Source organism: Sphingomonas sp. LT1P40 (assembly GCF_036663835.1).
Taxonomy (GTDB): Bacteria; Pseudomonadota; Alphaproteobacteria; order Sphingomonadales; family Sphingomonadaceae; genus Sphingomonas.
Genome location: NZ_JAXOJT010000001.1, coordinates 2,114,442 through 2,132,957 on the forward strand (window position 1 = coordinate 2,114,442; position 18,516 = coordinate 2,132,957).

18 protein-coding genes are annotated in these 18,516 nt (G+C 65.0%); 11 read left to right on the forward strand and 7 right to left on the reverse strand.

All coding sequences use genetic code 11. The features are described 5' to 3' along the window. Positions 1-22 precede the first annotated feature (22 nt). From ileS to U1702_RS10525, 3 genes are read left to right on the forward strand one after another with little or no spacing between them, the layout of a single operon-like run. The gene (gene ileS / locus U1702_RS10515; protein ID WP_332724161.1) at positions 23-2,911 is read left to right on the forward strand and encodes an isoleucine--tRNA ligase; all 2,889 of its coding nucleotides are present in this window, start codon (positions 23-25) and stop codon (positions 2,909-2,911) included. Then, on the forward strand, positions 2,908-3,426 hold the full coding sequence (gene lspA / locus U1702_RS10520; RefSeq protein ID WP_332724163.1) for a signal peptidase II: 519 nt from the start codon (positions 2,908-2,910) through the stop codon (positions 3,424-3,426). Before ileS ends, lspA begins: the two co-directional genes overlap by 4 nt. Beyond that, the gene (locus U1702_RS10525) at positions 3,419-3,886 is read left to right on the forward strand and encodes a DUF3035 domain-containing protein (protein WP_332724165.1); all 468 of its coding nucleotides are present in this window, start codon (positions 3,419-3,421) and stop codon (positions 3,884-3,886) included. Before lspA ends, U1702_RS10525 begins: the two co-directional genes overlap by 8 nt. A gap of 85 nt (positions 3,887-3,971) precedes the next feature. Here the strand turns inward: U1702_RS10525 and U1702_RS10530 are convergent, their stop codons facing one another. The 4 genes from U1702_RS10530 to U1702_RS10545 all read right to left on the reverse strand — a co-directional run bounded on the left by U1702_RS10530 (position 3,972) and on the right by U1702_RS10545 (position 6,300). Further along, positions 3,972-4,703, reverse strand: a complete 732-nt coding sequence (locus tag U1702_RS10530; RefSeq protein WP_332724167.1) for a TorF family putative porin — start codon at positions 4,701-4,703, stop codon at positions 3,972-3,974. A 213-nt stretch (positions 4,704-4,916) separates the two neighbouring features. Further along, entirely contained in the window at positions 4,917-5,372 is a 456-nt protein-coding gene (locus U1702_RS10535) for a RidA family protein (protein ID WP_332724169.1), read from the reverse strand. Continuing rightward, positions 5,369-6,016 carry an HAD family hydrolase gene (locus U1702_RS10540; protein WP_332724171.1) on the reverse strand — a complete coding sequence of 216 codons (648 nt, stop codon included), beginning with the start codon at positions 6,014-6,016 and terminating at the stop codon, positions 5,369-5,371. The genes U1702_RS10535 and U1702_RS10540 overlap by 4 nt, the downstream gene beginning before the upstream one ends. Further along, positions 6,013-6,300: a DUF3572 domain-containing protein gene (locus tag U1702_RS10545; protein WP_332724173.1), complete on the reverse strand. Its 288-nt coding sequence runs from the start codon at positions 6,298-6,300 to the stop codon at positions 6,013-6,015. The genes U1702_RS10540 and U1702_RS10545 overlap by 4 nt, the downstream gene beginning before the upstream one ends. A gap of 38 nt (positions 6,301-6,338) precedes the next feature. On the opposite strand from U1702_RS10545, the gene U1702_RS10550 reads away from it, so the two are divergent. Continuing rightward, the gene (locus U1702_RS10550; RefSeq protein WP_332724175.1) at positions 6,339-6,701 is read left to right on the forward strand and encodes a response regulator; all 363 of its coding nucleotides are present in this window, start codon (positions 6,339-6,341) and stop codon (positions 6,699-6,701) included. A gap of 194 nt (positions 6,702-6,895) precedes the next feature. On the opposite strand, the gene rpmG is transcribed toward U1702_RS10550, so the two are convergent. Beyond that, complete coding sequence (gene rpmG / locus U1702_RS10555) at positions 6,896-7,063, reverse strand: 50S ribosomal protein L33 (RefSeq protein WP_332724177.1); 168 nt, start codon at positions 7,061-7,063, stop codon at positions 6,896-6,898. Between the two features lie 176 nt (positions 7,064-7,239). On the opposite strand from rpmG, the gene U1702_RS10560 reads away from it, so the two are divergent. The 3 genes from U1702_RS10560 to U1702_RS10570 all read left to right on the forward strand — a co-directional run bounded on the left by U1702_RS10560 (position 7,240) and on the right by U1702_RS10570 (position 8,723). Beyond that, a complete protein-coding gene (locus U1702_RS10560; protein WP_332724179.1) occupies positions 7,240-7,557 on the forward strand; it encodes a hypothetical protein in 318 nt (105 codons plus the stop codon). Positions 7,558-7,560: 3 nt separating this feature from the next. Beyond that, positions 7,561-8,127, forward strand: coding sequence for a TMEM165/GDT1 family protein (locus U1702_RS10565; protein WP_332724181.1), 567 nt, complete (start codon positions 7,561-7,563; stop codon positions 8,125-8,127). Between the two features lie 98 nt (positions 8,128-8,225). Beyond that, positions 8,226-8,723 carry a Dps family protein gene (locus U1702_RS10570; protein WP_332724183.1) on the forward strand — a complete coding sequence of 166 codons (498 nt, stop codon included), beginning with the start codon at positions 8,226-8,228 and terminating at the stop codon, positions 8,721-8,723. 87 nt (positions 8,724-8,810) lie between these two features. Here the strand turns inward: U1702_RS10570 and U1702_RS10575 are convergent, their stop codons facing one another. Next, positions 8,811-9,806 (reverse strand): aldo/keto reductase, encoded by a 996-nt coding sequence (locus U1702_RS10575; protein WP_332724185.1) that lies wholly within the window; start codon positions 9,804-9,806, stop codon positions 8,811-8,813. Further along, positions 9,806-11,377, reverse strand: coding sequence for a rhamnogalacturonidase (locus tag U1702_RS10580; protein ID WP_332724187.1), 1,572 nt, complete (start codon positions 11,375-11,377; stop codon positions 9,806-9,808). The genes U1702_RS10575 and U1702_RS10580 overlap by 1 nt, the downstream gene beginning before the upstream one ends. 104 nt (positions 11,378-11,481) lie before the next feature. On the opposite strand from U1702_RS10580, the gene U1702_RS10585 reads away from it, so the two are divergent. From U1702_RS10585 to U1702_RS10600, 4 genes are all read left to right on the forward strand, one after another. Further along, the gene (locus tag U1702_RS10585) at positions 11,482-12,210 is read left to right on the forward strand and encodes an SDR family oxidoreductase (RefSeq protein ID WP_332724189.1); all 729 of its coding nucleotides are present in this window, start codon (positions 11,482-11,484) and stop codon (positions 12,208-12,210) included. A gap of 11 nt (positions 12,211-12,221) precedes the next feature. After that, positions 12,222-14,207: a right-handed parallel beta-helix repeat-containing protein gene (locus tag U1702_RS10590; protein WP_332724191.1), complete on the forward strand. Its 1,986-nt coding sequence runs from the start codon at positions 12,222-12,224 to the stop codon at positions 14,205-14,207. Between the two features lie 212 nt (positions 14,208-14,419). Further along, positions 14,420-15,262 (forward strand): ThuA domain-containing protein, encoded by an 843-nt coding sequence (locus U1702_RS10595; RefSeq protein WP_332724193.1) that lies wholly within the window; start codon positions 14,420-14,422, stop codon positions 15,260-15,262. Positions 15,263-15,284: 22 nt separating this feature from the next. Then, positions 15,285-18,482, forward strand: a complete 3,198-nt coding sequence (locus U1702_RS10600) for an alpha-L-rhamnosidase (RefSeq protein WP_332724194.1) — start codon at positions 15,285-15,287, stop codon at positions 18,480-18,482. Positions 18,483-18,516 lie beyond the last annotated feature (34 nt).

Here is an 18,516-nt window from a genome sequence, read left to right on the forward strand (position 1 = left end):
TTCCTCTAATCGGCGCACAACCATGACTGACACCAGCGAACCCACGCGCGATTACCGCGACACCGTCTTCCTCCCGAAGACCGACTTCCCGATGAAGGCCGGCCTCGCCGCCAAGGAACCGGCGATTCTGGAGCATTGGGCAAGGATCGGCCTGTACCAACGGCTGCGCGAGCAGCGTGCGGGGCGGGAGCGGTTCATCCTGCATGACGGCCCGCCCTATGCCAATGGCGACCTGCACATGGGTCACGCCATGAACAAGATCCTGAAGGACATCGTCGTCCGCTCACAATCGCTGATGGGCAAGGACGCGCCCTATGTGCCCGGCTGGGACTGTCACGGCCTGCCGATCGAATGGAAGATCGAGGAAGCGTATCGCGCCAAGAAGCTGAATAAGGACGAGGTGCCCGCCGCCGAGTTCCGCGCCGAATGCCGCGCCTATGCCGCCAAATGGGTCGATGTGCAGCGCGAGCAGTTCAAGCGGCTGGGCGTGATCGGGGACTGGGACGATCCATACCTGACGATGAAGTTCGACGCCGAGGCGACGATCGCGGGCGAATTGCTGAAGTTCGCGGAAAGCGGCCAGCTGTATCGCGGCGCCAAGCCGGTGATGTGGTCGCCGGTCGAAAAGACCGCGCTGGCCGAAGCCGAGGTCGAATATGAGGATGTCGTCTCGACTCAGATCGACGTTGCGTTCGAGATCGTGGATGCGCCGAATGCGCCGGAGCTGGTCGGCGCGCATGCGGTGATCTGGACGACCACGCCGTGGACGATCCCGGTGAATCAGGCTTTGGCCTATGGGCCGGAGGTTGATTATGTTCTCGTAACTGATGGCAGCCGCCAATACCTGGTTGCCGGGCAGCTTGCGGAAACATTCCTCAAGCGCTTGCCGGACGATCATCCAGAAGTGATGGACCTGTCGGCAATCAACGAACTTGCCGAACTCGTCAGCGGAAGCGACCGCCCTCGCTTCAAAGGTTCCGACCTCGCCGGGGCCTCCGCCCGCCACCCAATGCACCATCTCGGCGGCTTCTTTGCCAAGCCGCGCCCATTCCTGCCCGGCGATTTCGTCACCACCGACGCCGGCACCGGTCTCGTCCATATGGCGCCCGATCATGGCGAGGACGATTTCCTGCTGTGCAAGGCGCATGGCATCGACCCGGTCTTCGCGGTCGATGGCGCGGGCATGTACCGCGCCGACTGGCTGTGGCTGGGCGGCCAGGGATCGGTGATCAACAAGAAGTTCGTGGCCAGCGACGGCCCGATCTGCACCGATTTGCGCGCGGTCGGCGGGTTGCTGGCGGCATCGGACGATTTCGCGCACAGCTATCCGCATAGCTGGCGGTCGAAAGCGAAGATCATTTTTCGCGCGACCCCGCAGTGGTTCATTCCGATGGACCGACCGACCGGGCCGGATATCGATCCGACGATGGTTTCGTTCGGCAAGGCCATGCTGCCGGTCGGCGGCGGCAATGCCCCTACCCTGCGCGGCATCGCACTCGACGCGATCGAGCGGACGCGGTGGGTGCCGGAGCGTAGCCAGAATCGCATCCGATCGATGGTCGAGCAGCGCCCCGATTGGGTCATCAGCCGCCAGCGCGCCTGGGGCGTGCCGATTCCGCTCTATGTCCACCGCCAGTCCGGCGATTACCTCCGCGACGAAGCCGTCAACGCCCGCATCCTAGCTGCCTTCCGCGAAGGCGGGGCCGACGCATGGTTCGGCGCGGATCATCAGGCGTTGCTCGGCCCCGACCGCGATCTGGCGGACTATGAGGTCGTCAACGACATCCTCGACGTGTGGTTCGACAGCGGTTCGACGCACAGCTTCGTGATCGAGGCGCGTTATGGTGAAGGCACGCGCGCCAACCTATATCTCGAAGGGTCGGACCAGCATCGCGGCTGGTTCCAATCGTCGCTGCTCGAAAGCTGCGGCACCCGTGGCCGTGCGCCGTATGACGCAGTGCTGACGCACGGCTTCGCGCTCGACGGCAACGGGCGGAAAATGTCCAAGTCGCTGGGCAATGTCGTCGATCCGCTGAAAGTCATCAACGAATCGGGCGCGGATATCCTGCGGCTATGGGTCGCGCAGACCGATTATTTCGACGATGTCCGCATCGGCAAGGAAGTGCTGGGCGGCACCGGCGACGCGTACCGGAAGATGCGCAATACCTTCCGCTATCTGCTCGGCGCATTGGATGGCTTCGAGGACAGCGAGAAGGTCGGTGTCGACACGATGCCCGAACTCGAACTCTACGTCCTGCACAAGCTGGGCGCGCTCGACGTCGAGCTGCGCTCGGCTACGGAGGCCTATGAGTTTAACCGCTATGCCCGCGCGCTGTCGGACTTCATGAACGAAGACCTGTCGGCCTTCTTCTTCGATATCCGCAAGGACTGCCTGTACTGCGACGCACCGACCGACCCCAAGCGCCGCGCCTATCGCACCGTGCTCGACATCCTGTTCCACGCGCTGGTCCGCTACGCCGCGCCGATCCTGTCGTTCACGGCAGAGGAAGTGTGGCAGGCGCGCTATCCGTCCGAGGATGGCTCAGTCCATTTTCTCGAATGGCCGGAATTGCCACCCCTCCCCGGCGATGACGCGATCAGCACCGAATGGGAGGATATCCGGCGTCTGCGCGTCGCCGTGACCGAGGCAATCGAGCCGTTGCGGCGCGAGAAAACGGTGCGCTCAAGCCTGGAGGCCGAAGTCACGGTGCCGGAGATGCTGCGCCCCGCCGCCGAGCTGGCGGAGGTGTTCATCGTCGCCGATGTGAAGCTCGCGGAGGGCGGCGTCACCGTCGCCCGCACCGACAAGCATAAATGCGGCCGCTGCTGGCGGCTGTTGCCAGAGGTTGATGCGGACGGCGCGCTGTGCCACCGCTGCACCACCGTCACTTCCAGCCCCGTGGTCTCATGAATCGCACTCGCACTATCGGCTTCGCCATCGCCGCGCTCATCTTCATCGTCGATCAGGCGATGAAGGCCTGGGTCGTGGAAGGTCTGGGCCTCAGCTATCCCGGTGCGGTGCATGAAGTGCTGCCGTTCTTCGACCTGCGCTTCGTCGCCAATATCGGCGTTTCGCTGGGGCTGTTGCCCGCCGAAACCTCGACGATGCGCTGGGGCCTCGTGCTGCTGACCGCCGCGATCGCGGGCGGCGTGGCATGGTGGATGGTCAAGGAACAGCAGCGTCAGGACATCCTGGCGCTCAGCCTCGTGCTGGGCGGCGCGCTCGGCAATATCGTCGATCGCGTGCGCTTCGGCTATGTCGTCGATTATGCCGATCTGCACTTTGGCGAATGGCGCCCTTTTTTGGTCTTTAACGTCGCCGATGCAGCGATTACCATCGGCGTTCTGATTTTGCTCATCCGGGCGCTGTTCGTGCGTGAAAAACCTAAGGCCGAAGCTGCCCCAGTGGAGAATGTGAATGCGTAAGTCCTTGAGTGTCGCCGCGATCGGCGCTTCGGCGATGCTGCTCGCCAGCTGTGGCAGCGGCGGTATCGGAAATCGCCAGCGTCCCGACGAATTCGCCGTGGCGCGTCAGGCACCATTGGTGATCCCGCCCGACTTCGCGCTCAGCCCGCCCCAGCCCGGCGCGCCGCGTCCGCAGGATTCGGGTGGTCCGGCACAACAGGCGCTCGACGCGCTGTTCGGTGGTCCGGCGCAGCGTAGCGCTTCGGAAGCAGCGGCCGTCGATTCGGCCGGCGGACGCAGCGCCGCCGACACCGGCATCCGATCGGGCGTGGGCAGCCCCGGCACATCGGTGGTCGACAAGGGTAGCACCACGCGCGACATCGTCGCCGCGCCACAGGGCGATGGCCGCGACGCGCAGACCGGCACTGGCGGCGCTGCCCCGGCACCCGCCGCAACGCCGACCCCGGCTCCGCAGAACTAACGGGCACCGCCCACGCCCCAGCCAAAGAAAAAGGGCCGCGGAACATGTCGTTCCGCGGCCCTTTCTTGTGTCTGTCGGGTGTCGCTTAGAAAGCGGCGCCCAGCGTGAACAGCACGGCGCCGTCCGCACCGAAAGCTTCCTTGAACGGTGCGTCCTCGTTGGTGTTGACGTAGGAAACGCCAAGCGTCAGCACTTTCCACGTGGCTTCGACGCCGACCGAATAGTCGAGCACCTTGCTGTCGCCGTCATAGCCGCCGAGGTAGCTGTCGCTCCACGAATGGCCCAGGCTGCCCTTCAGCTTGAACGGCGTTTCCGGAATGCCGATCGTGGCGGTGACCGAGGTATAAACGGCGCTGGCGTCACCCAGCGAATCCTGGCCGCCGGGTGCATAGGCGACCATGCCCTTGATCGTGGCCGGGCCGACAGTGCCGGTCAGCGCGAAATAAGGCTCGATCACCGACGTGTCCGACACGCCCGGATACAGATACAGCGTCGCGCCGATATCGGCGGTCAGGCCCGAAGCGATTTCCTTGGCGAAACCGGCGAACACGTCGATCTCGGTGCCGTTGGCAAAGCCGATGCTGGAGCCCCAGGTGCCGACATAGAGGCCGCTCTCGTGCGCGACGGTAAAGCCGCCCTGGATCGCTGCTTCTTCGTTCGACTGCGAGAAACCGCGGAAGCGATAGTCGCTGACGACGGTGGCGCTACCGGTGATGGTGAACGGGTCGGCCGGCGCTTCGGTTTCTTCCTGCGCGAAGGCGGGGGTTGCGGTGGCGGCGAGCAGCAGCGCGCCGAGAGTCAGCTTGGTGATACGCATGGGATCCCTTTCGTCTTAAAGCGATGGTCCCCGCCTGCCGTGAGAAGCTCGCCGCATTGGCTCAGGACGTTCGTCCAGGCGCGGCTATTCCCTCCCACGGACCGAAATGTGCAATAGTCCGCTGCGTTGCACAATAATATTCCGCAGCGCCGCGAAGGATTGGGCCACACTGTTGCGTTGCCGCAACAGCATGGTCGCATCGGTAACCGGCTTTCAGCTTACCGCGACGATCGCGTCGATCTCTACCGCTGCACCACGCGGCAGCACCGCGACGCCAACGGCCGCACGGGCATGGCGACCGGCTTCACCGAACAGTTTTTCCATCATTTCCGACGCGCCATTGGCGACCAAAGGCTGATCGGTGAACGCCGGGTCGGAGTTGACGAACACGCCCAGCTTCACGATTCGCACGACGCGATCGAACCCGACCGCCTTGTCGATCTGTGCCGCCAGCATCAGCGCGCAACGCTCGGCTGCTTCCTGACCGTAAGCCAGATCGCGGTCCTCACCCAGCCGCCCGGTCATCACCACGCCGTCCTTGAACGGCAACTGCCCGGAGATGTGGAGCAAGCCGCCGACCTCGACCGTCGGGACATAGGCGGCAACCGGCGCGGCCGCTTCAGGCAGGGTCAGGCCGAGTTCGGCGAGCTTGGCGTGGACGTCGATCATGAGGCTTCTCCCAAGGTTTCCAGTTCGGTTGCGGGTTGTCCGGCGGCGAAGCGCGCGGCGATCCACGCCTGCGCTTCACGCCAGTCGTCGATCCGCGCATTGGCGTGCGACGCGGGTGCGATATGCGGAGCGAGTGCGGGTTCGGACACCATGTGCAGCCGGTGAACATACGGCGCGGCGCGCGCGACCGATTCGTGATGCTGCGGCAAATCATCGACGAAAACCGTGACGGACGCTCCGTGCTCCTCGACCAGCCGCGCCACCGGACGCCCCTTGCCACCTTGATTGCACTCGACCCGGTGGACGATGCCGTGCGTCTCCAGCTGGGCGATGCGCGAATCGCGGCAATGGTCCTGAAGGTTGGTCAGGATAACGATGTCGGCGACCTGCGACAGCGCCGCCAGCGCCTCACGCGCATGCGGCACCAATGTCTGCCGCGCCATTTCGGCGGGGAAAAAGCCGTCGAGATAGCCCCACATCGCCTCGGTCGTCAGCTCGCCGCCGTCGCGTCGCTTCATCGCCTGCGCCCATTCGCCACGCGACAAGTCGAAGTCGATATCGTGCGCCTCGTCCAGCCACACGCCGAAATGGCGGACCATGTGCAGCAGCACTTCGTCGCAATCACAGATCAACAGCGGTTTCATGCGGACTCCAGCGTGGCGCGGGCGGCGACCAAAGCGGCGGGCTTGCACCCCATTTCCTCGGCACAGGCGATCAAATTCGGCTCATAGGCTTCCAGAAAGCCCAGCACCGCTGCCAGCACATCCGGTTCGGCGGCGCGCGCGCGCAGGTCGGACGGGGTCAGGCCGGTGGTGTCGAGCAACCGGCGCGCACGATCGGCGTCGGACACGGTCCAGCCCAGCGCGGCAAGACCCAGCGCAACCGCATCCTCATTTGTTTCCGGCCCATTTGTTTCTGTGAGGCGCATCGCCTAGTGCTCTGCCCGTCTGTTCATGGAAGGTGCGCGTGGCAAAAAGGGTGCTGGTTGTCGAGGACAACGAACTCAATCTGAAACTTTTCTGCGACCTGCTGCGCGCACACGGGTTCGAGACATCGCCGGTGCGCGACGGGCGGGAGGCGGTGGCGACGGCGCGCGCGTTCGTCCCGGATCTGATCGTGATGGACATCCAGCTGCCGCATATCTCGGGTCTAGACATCATCGCGCGGATGAAGGGCGATCCGGGACTGAAGGCGATTCCGATCATGGCGGTGACCGCCTATGCCGGGCAGGAGGACGAGGTGCGGATTCGCGCGGCGGGGGCGAACGCCTATGTGACCAAGCCGATTTCCGTGATGCGGTTCGTGGAGGAGGTGAACACGCTCCTTTGAGAGGGTCGCGGTACCGGCCCGCTCCCCCACCCGGCCACCCATCGGCAGGATACTCTGGAATGGGTGGCCGGGTGGGGGAGCGGGCCGGCACTGTGACTCGAAGGCATCGCAAAAAGGCCGCCGGGCGGGTCGCCCGCGGCCTTTGGCCCGATCCTGTCGGGAGCGACACGGGGCGGCTCACGCCGCCCGCTGCATCACTTGATCTTGGCTTCCTTGAACTCGACATGCTTGCGCACGATCGGGTCGTACTTCCGGAAGCTCAGCTTCTCGGTCAGCGTGCGCGGGTTCTTCTTGGTCACATAGAAGAAGCCGGTGTCAGCGGTGCTGACGAGCTTGATCTTTACGGTAGTCGGCTTGGCCATCGCCCAAATCCTGCAATCTGTCTAAACGAATAAAGCGGCCGCGCGCTGGCAGGCCGCTATCAGGGGTGGGCGAATGACGGCTGGACCACGGAATGTCAAGGCCGGGGCTCGATTAGCAAGCTGTTAACCATAGGGCGCGCACGTTCCGGCAATGAGATAGCGAAGGGCGGGCGGCGATGGAAAAGGGACAGAACTGGGCGGTGGCGACGGAACTGGGCCGGCGAATCGATTCGATCGGCGCGCGGGCGGCGCGAGCGGCGACGTGCGACCTTGCCGCCGATCTCGATGCGATCCGCCGAATCGCCCTCGCCAACGGCATGACCCCCGCCCTTCCCGTGGTCCACGCGCTCGAATCGGCGCTGGCTTCGGGTCAGCGCGGACCGATGATCGCCGACGGACTGTCGCTGTTGCGCGATGCCGTGACCTGTGGTCGCGACGACCCACGCACCGGCGCAGCGTTCGTCGCCGCCTGTGCGATCCGGCTGACTGGCTGATTGGTGGAAGCGCTCGTCCCCGCCTTTATCGCCGCATTGCTGACTCAGGTCGGGGATCGCTCGCCATGGCTGGTCGCGATTCTGGCGGATCGATACGGTCGCCCGTTCACCGTAGCGCTTGCCGCGATCCTGGCGCATGGCGCGGGCATCGCCATCGCCGCGACCGGCGGCATGCTGATCGCACCGATGCTGACGCCCAATGCCCGACAGCTGATGCTGGCGCTCGCGCTGATCTTCGCCGCGATGGGGTTGCTCTGGCGGCTCAAGACACCCGACCGGCTGGAGGGGTGGCGGCTGGGTAGTTTCCTGACGGCGCTGTTCGGCATATTCATTCTCGCACTCGGCGACACCACGCAATTCTTCACGCTGGCGTTTGCTGCGCGCGGCCCTTCGCCGGTGTTGGCCGGGGCTGGTGCACTCGCCGGGGTCGCGGTGGTCAATCTGGCCGCCGCGCTGATGGGCGAATTGAGCTGGCGACAGCTGCCGATCCGCGGATTTCGCATCGGCTTCGGGATCGTCTGCCTCGCGGGCGGCCTGTTCCTCGCGGCCGGGGCGTTGCGGCTGATCTAGCCACTCGATCATGCTGATCTGACATTTCACGGCGAACCGGCGGACCCTATATGGCAAGGGATCGTTGCATAGCCGACTCGAATTTCAGGGGACCGATCATGACCGAACCGAATGCAAAACTGAAAACCCCGACCGATCTGAAGAGCAACGACGCCAAGACCGTCGCCGAGGCGCTGAACGGGATCCTCGCCGACAGCTTCGCGCTGTATTTCAAGACCAAGAATTTCCACTGGCACGTCTCCGGCCCGCATTTCCGCGACTATCATCTGATGCTCGACGATCAGGCGGCGCAGATCCTGGCGACGACCGATGTGATCGCGGAGCGCGTGCGCAAGACCGGCAACACCACGCTGCGTTCGGTCGGAGATATCGCGCGGCACCAGACGATCAAGGACAATGACGCGGCGTTCGTCTCCGCCGACGACATGCTGGCGGAGTTGCGCGAGGATAATCTGAAGCTGGTCGAACTGTTGCGCGAGGCCAAGGACATCGTCGACGAGGCGAAGGACAATGCCACCAGCGGCATTCTGGACGAATGGACCGATCAGGCCGAGGAACGCGCATGGTTCCTGTTCGAGACCAGCCGGAAAGCTTAGAAAACCGTCACCCCGGCGAAAGCTGGGGTCTCCAGCCGCAAGCGCACGGCCCGTGACGCGAGACCCCGGCTTTCGCCGGGGTGACGGCTATTGTGGTGTGGGCGCGTCCGGACGAATCAGTCCGGCATCCTTGAGGTGCGACCATAAATCTGCCGGGATCGGGTGCCGCATCAGCGCCAATGCATCATCCACTTGGCTGGGCGTTCCCATCCCCGGCACTACCGAGGCGACCTGTGGGTGTGCCAGCGGGAATTGCAGCGCTGCGGCGGCGAGCGGGGCGCCGTGCGCGATGCAGATATCCTCGATTGCGCCGACCTGCTCGACGATCGCGGACGGTGCGGGAGCGTAGTTGAAGTTCGGGATCGCGCCGCTGTGGCGAACGCCTTTCGCCAATATGCCCGAGTTGTACGGCCCGGCAATCACCAGTTGCACACCACGCTCGGCGCAAAGCGGCAGCAAGTCGTCGAGCGGTTCCTGCTCCAGCAAGGTATAGCGTCCCGCGAGCATGATCATGTCGATATCGTCCGCCTCCAGCATTTCGATACACACCGCCGTCTCGTTCACGCCCAGCCCGATCGCGGCGACAGCGCCTGAATCGCGCAGTTCCCGCATGGCGCGATAGCCACCGTTCAGGAATTCGGCGAAGCGGCGGGGATGATCGTCGCCATGCGCGAAGCTGCCGATATCGTGCGCATAGAGGATGTCGATGCGGTCGCGCTGCAACCGCTTCAGGCTCTCCTCATGCGATCGCATCACCGCGTCATAGCTGTAGTCGAATACACTCTCGTACGGCTCCGGCGTGACGAACGCCTGTCGCACAGCGGACAGGTCGGCATCGGGGCGCGGATCGAGCCGCCGCCCGATCTTGGTCGAGATGATCGCGCTGCCATCCGCGTCCAGTTCGGCCAGCGCCGCCCCCAGCCGCTTCTCGCTAAGGCCAAAGCCGTAATGCGGCGCAGTGTCGAAATAGCGGACGCCAGCATCCCACGCCCGCGCGACCACCTCGTGCGCCTGATCGTCCGGCACCGCACGATACAGGTTCCCGATCGAAGCCGCCCCGAACGCCAGATCGCCCAATTGCATCAGAACAGCACCCGCACATCGACGATGGCAATGCCATGGCTGTCCTTTGCCGTCACTGCCTCGCCGCGTGGCTTGCTCGATGCCAGTTCGTCGATGATCGCACCCTGCACATGCCGCAACGCCACCGTCGGACGGGCGTCGGCCTTGTCCACGCTGAACCGGCAATCCTTGACGGTCAGACGTTTCGCATGCCGCGCCCAGAGCCCATGCGCGGGCAGAGTCCTGAGATAGCTCACCTCCAGGCTGGTCTCGCGGCGGTACTCCGGATCGCGTGCCGCCTCCGCCGTCGTGCCGCCGCCGGGCGACGCCACGTCGATGCCACGAAAGGTGACATCCTCGACCGGTCCGTCGGCGATCCCCTCGACCCCGCAAGGATAGCGGGGGTCGGCGCCGGACACCTGCACATCCTCGAACCGCACCCGCCGGATCGCGCCGATCGTCGTCCCCTTCGGCGCACGCAGCCGCGCCGCGTGATGCACGAACAGCGGGTGATTGACGGGATCGCGCAGCGTGATGCCGCTCACCACCACATCCTCCATCACCCCGCCATCGACGATGCCGATCAGGATGCCGCGGCTGTTGGTGCAGATGCAATCGCTGATCCGCACGTTGCGGAACCCGCCATTAGTCTCGGTCCCCAGCTTGATCCGCCCCAGCACGCCGGTCTTGTCCGGCGCGCCGTAATCGGACTTGCGATACGTCCCGTCGAGCAGCGATCCCATCAGATAGCCGCTGGTCTTGCAGCCCTGAATCAGAATGTCCTCGCACCTCACCTTGCGGCCCAGCGCATAGCTGCTCTTGAGCACGATCGCGTCGTCCTTGGGCGCGTTGACGGTGCAGTTGGTGACGCGCACGTCGCGGCAACAATCGATGTCGATGCCGTCGCGGTCGGTGTCGATCACCACACCGTCCACCGCCATGTTGCTGCAGCCATGCGCCATGATGCCGAAATGCCCCGCCTGAAGGATCGTGAAATCCTTCAGCTGCACGTTGCGGCAGTTCATCAGGCCGATCATTTTGTTCGCGCGCCCGACCTGTGCCGCCTCGTTCGGGTCGCGCAGCATATATTCCTTGGGCGAGATGCCGAGCGCCTTGGCCGATTCCCAGTTATCGCGCTTCCACCAGCGATCCCCCGGCCCTTCGCGGTCGATGCCCAGACCGTGCAGCATCCCCGGACCGACCACCGCAATGTTTCTCGCGCCATCGGCGTAAATGAGGCTGTTATGGACATGCGTGATCCCGAAATCCTGGAGCTGTTCCTCCAGATAATTCTCCGGCGGGTCGTAATTGCGCCCATGCACATCGGGGTCCGCTGCCTCGATCACCGCGCCCGCCGACAGCGCCAGCGTGATATTGTCGGTCAGCCGGATCGAGAAGCTGAGGTAGCGCCCCGGCGGCACCAACACCACGCCGCCGCCGCGCTTCGCCGCTGCCCGAATCGCGCGGTTGATCGCGGGGCTGTCGATCGCCTTGCCGTCGCCCTTGGCCCCGTGCTTGCGGACATCCTCGACCCCGCCACCGGCCAGCGCGGATTGTGCCAGTGCCGGACTTCCGAACAACAGCGCCAACATCCCGAGGGTCGAGCGGCGATCGAGGCTTGCATGCGCATCAAACATAATTCATCATACGAATAAGCAAGGCATTGTCCATGCCGCATCACCCATCAGGAGAGTTTATGGGCCGTCTGGAAGGCAAGATCGCACTGGTGACCGCAGCGGGCCAGGGCATCGGCCGGGCCACCGCCGAGGCATTCGTCCGCGAAGGCGCGCGTGTCATCGCCACCGACGTTCGGGTCGAGGCATTGGAAGGACTGGAAGGCGCGGAGCACCGCCAGCTCGATGTCACGAACGCCGACGCGGTCAAGGCGATCGCCGCAGAATTTCCCGAGTTGAACGTACTCTACAACTGCGCCGGCGTCGTCCATGCCGGGACCATTCTCGATTGCGGCGAAGAGGACTGGGACTTCGCTTATGCGCTCAACGTTACCGCACAATATCGCATGATCCGCGCCGTGCTGCCGAACATGATCGCGCGCGGCGGCGGGTCGATCATCAACATGTCCTCGGTGTGTTCCAGCATCAAGGCGGTGCCGAACCGCTTCGCCTATGGCGCGACCAAGGCGGCGGTGATCGGCCTGACCAAATCGGTGGCGATCGACTATGTCACCAGCGGTATCCGCTGCAACGCGATCTGCCCCGGCACGGTCGAAACGCCGTCGCTGATCCAGCGGCTGCACGACACCGGCGATTTCGACAAGGCCTATGCCGAGTTCACCGCGCGACAGGCGATGGGCCGGTTTGGACGCCCGACCGAACTGGCCGCGCTGGCGGTGTATCTCGCCTCTGACGAAAGCGCCTTCACCACCGGCACGGTCAGTGTGATCGACGGCGGTTGGGTCAATTGAGAGAATTTGTCATGATTGCACGCACGCTGGCACTGACTGCCGCTTTGCTCACCGCCTCATCCGCGTTGGCGCAGACCACGGTGCATGTCGCCCCCGCCGGAGACGACCGCCACGCGGGAACGCTGTCGAAACCCGTCCGCTCGCTGGAGCGTGCACAGGCGCTGGTCCGCGCGAAGAATGCGAAGGAGGACGTCACCGTCATCCTCGCCAACGGCACCTATAAGCTGACCGCACCGCTGATCTTCCGCACCGCCGATGGAGGGCTGAACGGCAAGCGCGTCGAGTGGCGCGCGGCGGCGGGCGCGAAGCCGGTCATTTCCTCGGGCATCAGCGTCACGGGTTTCACGCTCCACGACCAGAAGGAACGCATCTACGTCGCCGACACGCCGAAGGGGCTGGATACGCGCCAGATCTGGGTCAACGGCACCGTCGCCGAGCGCGCATGGATCGAGATCAAGGCGGCGGACGTGAAGTTCGGCGTGAGCGGGTTCGAGATCGTCAATCCGAAGCTGGCGTATCTCGACAAGCTCGCCCGCCCCGCCCGGCTGGAGCTGGAGGCGACCGGATTTTTCACCGACCGCTACTCGCCCGTGAAATCGATCAGCGGCACGACCGTGACGATGCAGCAGCCCGCCTGGGACAACAACACCTGGGGCTATGACACGATCACCAAACCGATCTTCCCGGAGGATTCGCGGCTGTTCCTGGTCAACGCGCTGGAGTTCATCGGCAAGACCAACGACTGGCACGCGCGCTATCATCAGTGGGTGATCGACCCGCAGGCGGGCAAACTCTATCTGCGCACCGGGATCGACGAGGACATCAAGGATCTCAAGGTCGTCGTCCCCACGTTGGAAACGCTCGTGTCGATCAGCGGCACGCCCGCCGCGCCGGTCGAACGGCTCACCTTTCGCGGCCTGACCTTCGCGCACACCTCATGGATGGGGCCAAGCAAGCCGACCGGCTATGCCAATCAGCAGAGCGGCGCGTTCCTGCACGATGTCTCCCCGATCCGGCCAAAGGACGCGTGGGACAAATGCGGCTGGGGCTGTGTCGAGTTCGAATCCATGCGCCTGAAATGGCACCAGATGCCCGCCGCCGTGCAGGTCTCCGCCGCACGCGACGTGACGTTCGAGGGCAATGAATTCACCCAGCTGGGCCAGATTGCGCTCGGCATCGGCAACGAGCCGACCGCGCATCTGACCGGCGTAGGTCTCGCCACTAGCGGCATCCGCGTGTCGCGCAATCGCTTCAGCATCCTGAGTGGCGGCGCGATCATGGCGGGCGGCGTGCGCACCGATGCGCATCACCCCACGGACCCCAATCTCATCAACCGCGACCTGACGATCGAGGACAATGTCGTCGTTACCGTCAGCCAGGACTACAAGGACAACGCCGCGATCCTGACCACATATATCGACGGCGCGAAGATTCGGCACAACGACATCAGCGATGCGCCATACGACGCGATCGCGGTCGGCTGGGGATGGGGCTATAACGACGCAGGTGGCAACCCGAATTACGAGCAGAACCAGAAGGGCTATGTCCACAACCCCAAATTCACGACGCCGACGACGCTGCGCAACACGCTGGTCGAGGGCAACCGCATTCACGGCGTGAAGCTGTGGTACGAGGACGGCGGCGCGATCTACAACCTTTCCGCCAACCCCAATTCGGTGATCCGCGGCAACCATATCTTCGACATCTCGAACCGCATCGGCATCTATCTGGACGAGGGCAGCAAGCACTTCACCGTGACCGGGAATGTCGTCGAGACAGGGGGCAAATGGCTGAACATCAACACCGCCGGCAAGATGTATGCGCGCAGGATTTCGACCGACAACCGGGCGTCGGGCAACTGGCACAATTCAATGTCGACCGGCGGTCGCTGGCTGCCCGAGATCGGCAACGACGCGCGCGGCAATTTCCTGATCCCCGACCGCAACTGGCCCGCCGAAGCGCGCAAGGTGATCGCGGAAGCGGGGCCGCGCGATTAGCGATCAAATCCTCCCCCGCCAGGGGGAGGTGTCAGCCTCGAGGCTGACGGAGGGGGCGGATGCCAGACCTCTAGCGATGTGCGTCCTCCCCCTCCGTCGCTTCGCGCCACCTCCCCCTGGCGGGGGAGGATTATTCGTTTGCCGGAGTCGACATCGCTGTCATTTGAAATAGTATGACTATTACTAAAGAACGATAACCGCCGGAGAGAGCGATGATCCTGCGCAGCCTCATTGCCCTTGCCGCCTTGGCCGGACAGGTCGTCCCTTACGCTCCGCCGCCGCGCGATCCGCGCAACTGGCCGACGCCGGTGATGGACAGTGCGCCGCCCACGCTTCCGAAGCTGAAGGCCGGCGCAATCCTCGTCTTCTCCAAGACCAACGGTTTCCGCGATCCCGAACAGATTGCTGCCGCCAAAACAGTGCTGACCGACCTCGTCCGCAAACAGCGCCGCGACGTGTTCGAGACCGAGAATGCCGCCATCATGAGCCCGCGCGATCTCGCCCGCTTCTCGGCAATTGTCTTCAACAGCACGAGCGGTAACATCTTCACGCCCGATCAGCGCGCTTCCTTCAAGGCGTGGGTCGAGCGCGGCGGCGGGGTCGTGCTGCTCCACGGCGCGGGCGGCGATCCGACCTATGACTGGCGCTGGTGGCCCGAGACGCTGATCGGCGCGCAGTTCATCGGTCATACCGGGCGACCCAAACAATTTCAGCAGGCGACGATCGACGTGATCGACCGCACCCATCCGGCGACCCGCAAGCTGCCCACCAAATGGGTGCGGACCGAGGAATGGTATTCGTTCGATCGCGTGCCAAGCGGCCACGGCACCCGGATTCTGGCGACGGTGGATGAGACCAGCTACGACCCATTTCCGGAGCGCGTGCGCATGGGTAAGCCGCACCCGATTGTCTGGAGCCGCTGCGTCGGGCGCGGGCGTGTGCTCTTCTCGTCGCTGGGCCACAAGGCCGAAACCTATGCCGAACCCCTGCACCGCACGCTGATCGACGGCGCGATCCGCTGGGCATCGCGGCGTGAGGGCACGGGCTGCAACTGAACATCGGGAGGAGGACGTGGCCATGAAGGCGATCGATCGACGACGCATGTTGCAGGGCACCGGCATTGCGGGGGCGGCGCTGGCGTCGCCATCCGCCGCAACGCTTGCCCCCGGCACGCTGACGGTCACGGACCTCAAGGCACAAGGCCTGACCGACCCGATCGGCGTCGATGACCGCGACGTGCGGCTGTCGTGGCGCATCGAGAGCCGCGACCGCGCCGTGCGCCAGACGCATTACCGGATCGAGGCGGCGAGCAGCCCGGCGCTGCTCCGCGCCGGCAAGCCCGATCTGTGGGACAGTGGCGAAGTCGCCAGCGCCGCGGCGCTGGACATCGCCTGGGTAGGCAAGCCGCTGACCTCGCGCCGCATCGTCCACTGGCGCGTCACCATCCGCGACGCTCGGGGCCGCACCGCTACCAGCAAGCCAGCGCGCTGGGAAATGGGCTTACTCGACCCTGCCGATTGGTCGGCCAAATGGATCGCTGCCGAAACCGCCATCGCCAAGGCCGACCGCGAGGCCGGTCTTCTCTGGGTGCGCGGCGACCGCTCGAAGGACCAGACTCCGCGCTATTTCCGCCTCGCCTTCGATCTGCCCAAATCCGGGCCGGTCACGCTCTATTCCATCTGCAACTTCCCCGCGACGGTCTGGGTCGATGGCCAGCCAATCCATCGCGGCCCCAACCGCGACACGCGATCCGGCAGCGAACCGATTGCCGTCACCACCCACGACCTGCCCGCCGGGCGTCATGTCGTTGCCGTGGCGGTGAAGGACCCGCGCGGCTTCAACGCCCGCAAAATCCACGAATGCGCCACCGCGCTGATGATCCGCACGGGTGATGCGCGCATCACGACCAAAGGCGCCCGCACCGCGCTCCACGCCCCCGATGGCTGGCAGGCGATCGCCTTCGACGACAGCACTTGGCCAGTCGCTGAGCCGTCGAAGTATCAGCTTCAGGCATTCCCGGGCTGCGGTGCATTCCTGCTGCGACGCGGGTTCACCGTCACCAAGCCCATCATCCGCGCGCGCCTCTACGCCACCGCGCTCGGCGGGTTCGAGGCGGAGATCAATGGCAAGCGCGTCGGCGATGCGCTGCTGTCGCCGGAAAGCACCGACTATCGCGATACATTGCTCCACCGCGTTCATGACGTTACCGCGCTCCTGCGGCGGGGCGACAATGCGGTCGGCGCGATGATCACCGATGGCTGGTATGGCAGCTTTCACGGTCTCGCCGGGCGCTTTGCTTTCGGCCCGCCACCGCTGCGGCTGCTCGTCCAGCTCGAACTCACCTACGCCGATGGCAGTGTCGAGACCATCGCCACCGACGAAAACTGGCAGCTGTCCGAAGCCGCGCCGGTGGTCAAAAGCGAAATCTATTATGGCGAGGATTACGATGCCCGCCGCGAACAGCCGGGCTGGTCTTCACCCGGCTTCGACGCCGCCGGATGGCGTCCCGCCGAGATCGGCGCGGTCCCACCATGCGCGGTGAAGGCGCACATCGCCCCGCCGCTGCGCCGCATCCGCACCGTCCCGCTCAAATCGGTGAAGCAGGTCGGCCCCGACACCTACACGCTCGACTTCGGCCAGAACTTCGCCGGGTGGGTGCGGATTCTGGCAAAGGGCGATGCCGGCCGCAAGATCACATTGCGCTTCGCCGAAATCCTGAATCCCGACGGTGGCGTGAGTCGCAAGAATCTCCGCACCGCCGAAGCGTCGAACAGCTACATTTTTCGCGGTGATCCCACCCCCGAAAGCTACGAACCGCACTTCACCTATTTCGGCTTCCGTTATGCCGAACTGACCGGCCTCGGTCGCGCACCCACCGCCGCCGAGTTCGAGGGCGTCGTCGTCTCCAGCGACCTGGGCGAGACCAGCATCCTGCGCATCGACAACCCGATCATCACCGGCCTGTGGCGCAACACCTTGTGGAGCCAGCGCTCCAATTTCTTCGGCATCCCGACCGATTGCCCACAGCGCGACGAGCGGCTGGGCTGGACCGGCGACGCCAATGTCTTCTGGGACGCCGCCGCATTCAACATGGACGTCGCCGGTTTCACCCGCCGCTATCTGCGCGACATGCGCGACGCACAGGGGCCAAAGGGGGAGTATTCGGATTACGCCCCATCGGGCTGGCGCGACTACACCCATGGCACAACGCCGGGCTGGGCCGATGCCGGCGTGATCCTGCCATGGACGGTGTGGCAGCGTTACGGCGACACCGCGATCGTCGGCGAGCATTGGTCGTCGATGACGCGCTATCTCGACTATATCCGCGCGCACAATCCCGACCTGATCTGGCGCAACAAGCGCGGTTACGATTTCGGCGACTGGGTGGCGTTCGACGCCAAGGAAGCGGGCGACGAAACCACGCCCAAGGCGCTGATCGGCACCGCGATGTGGAAACGCTCGGCCGAGGCGCTTGCCCAAATGGCGGCGGTGACAGGCCGCAGCGCCGAAGCGAAAACCTATGCCACCCTCGCCACCGATCTCGCCCGCGCGTTTCAGGCTGGCTTTATCCAGCCGGACGGGACGGTCGGTAACGGATCGCATTGCGGCTATATCCTCGCGCTGCATTTCGGGCTGGTGCCGGACACGCTCCGCCCCGCCGCCGCCGCAAAGCTCGCCGCCGATATCCGGCGTCGTGGCACGATGATCTCGACCGGCTTTCTCGGCACCCCCTACAGCCTCGATGCGCTGGCCGACACGGGCCACCAGTCGCTGGTCTATGACCTGCTGCTGCGCACCGCTTTGCCCAGCTGGGGGCATATGATCGTGGCGGGTGCGACGACGATCTGGGAGCGGTGGAACGCCGACACCAGCAATGCCGAGATGAACTCGTACAATCATTATGCGCTGGGCGCGGTGAACGGCTTCGTATTTCGGCGCATCGCGGGCATCGACCCGATAGCACCCGGCTTCGCGCGCTGGCGTTTCAACCCGGTGCTCGACCCGCGCGTGCCGAAGGGCGGCGCGCGCTACCACAGCGCGGTCGGGCGGATCGAGACCGCGTGGGCGGTGCACCCGGGCGACGGCTTCTCCGCGCAAATCCACGTCCCTGCCAACAGCATCGCCGAACTCCATCTGCCTGCCACGTCGATCGACCAGTTGCGCGAGGGCGGAAAGCCGGTCGCCCGTGCATCCGGGGTCACGGCAAAGGGGAGGGTCGGCAACCGGATCGTGCTGGAGGCCGGTTCGGGCGACTACAGCTTCAGCATCGCCTGACCAAAAAAAGCCCGCCGCGCCGGAGAGGCGCGAC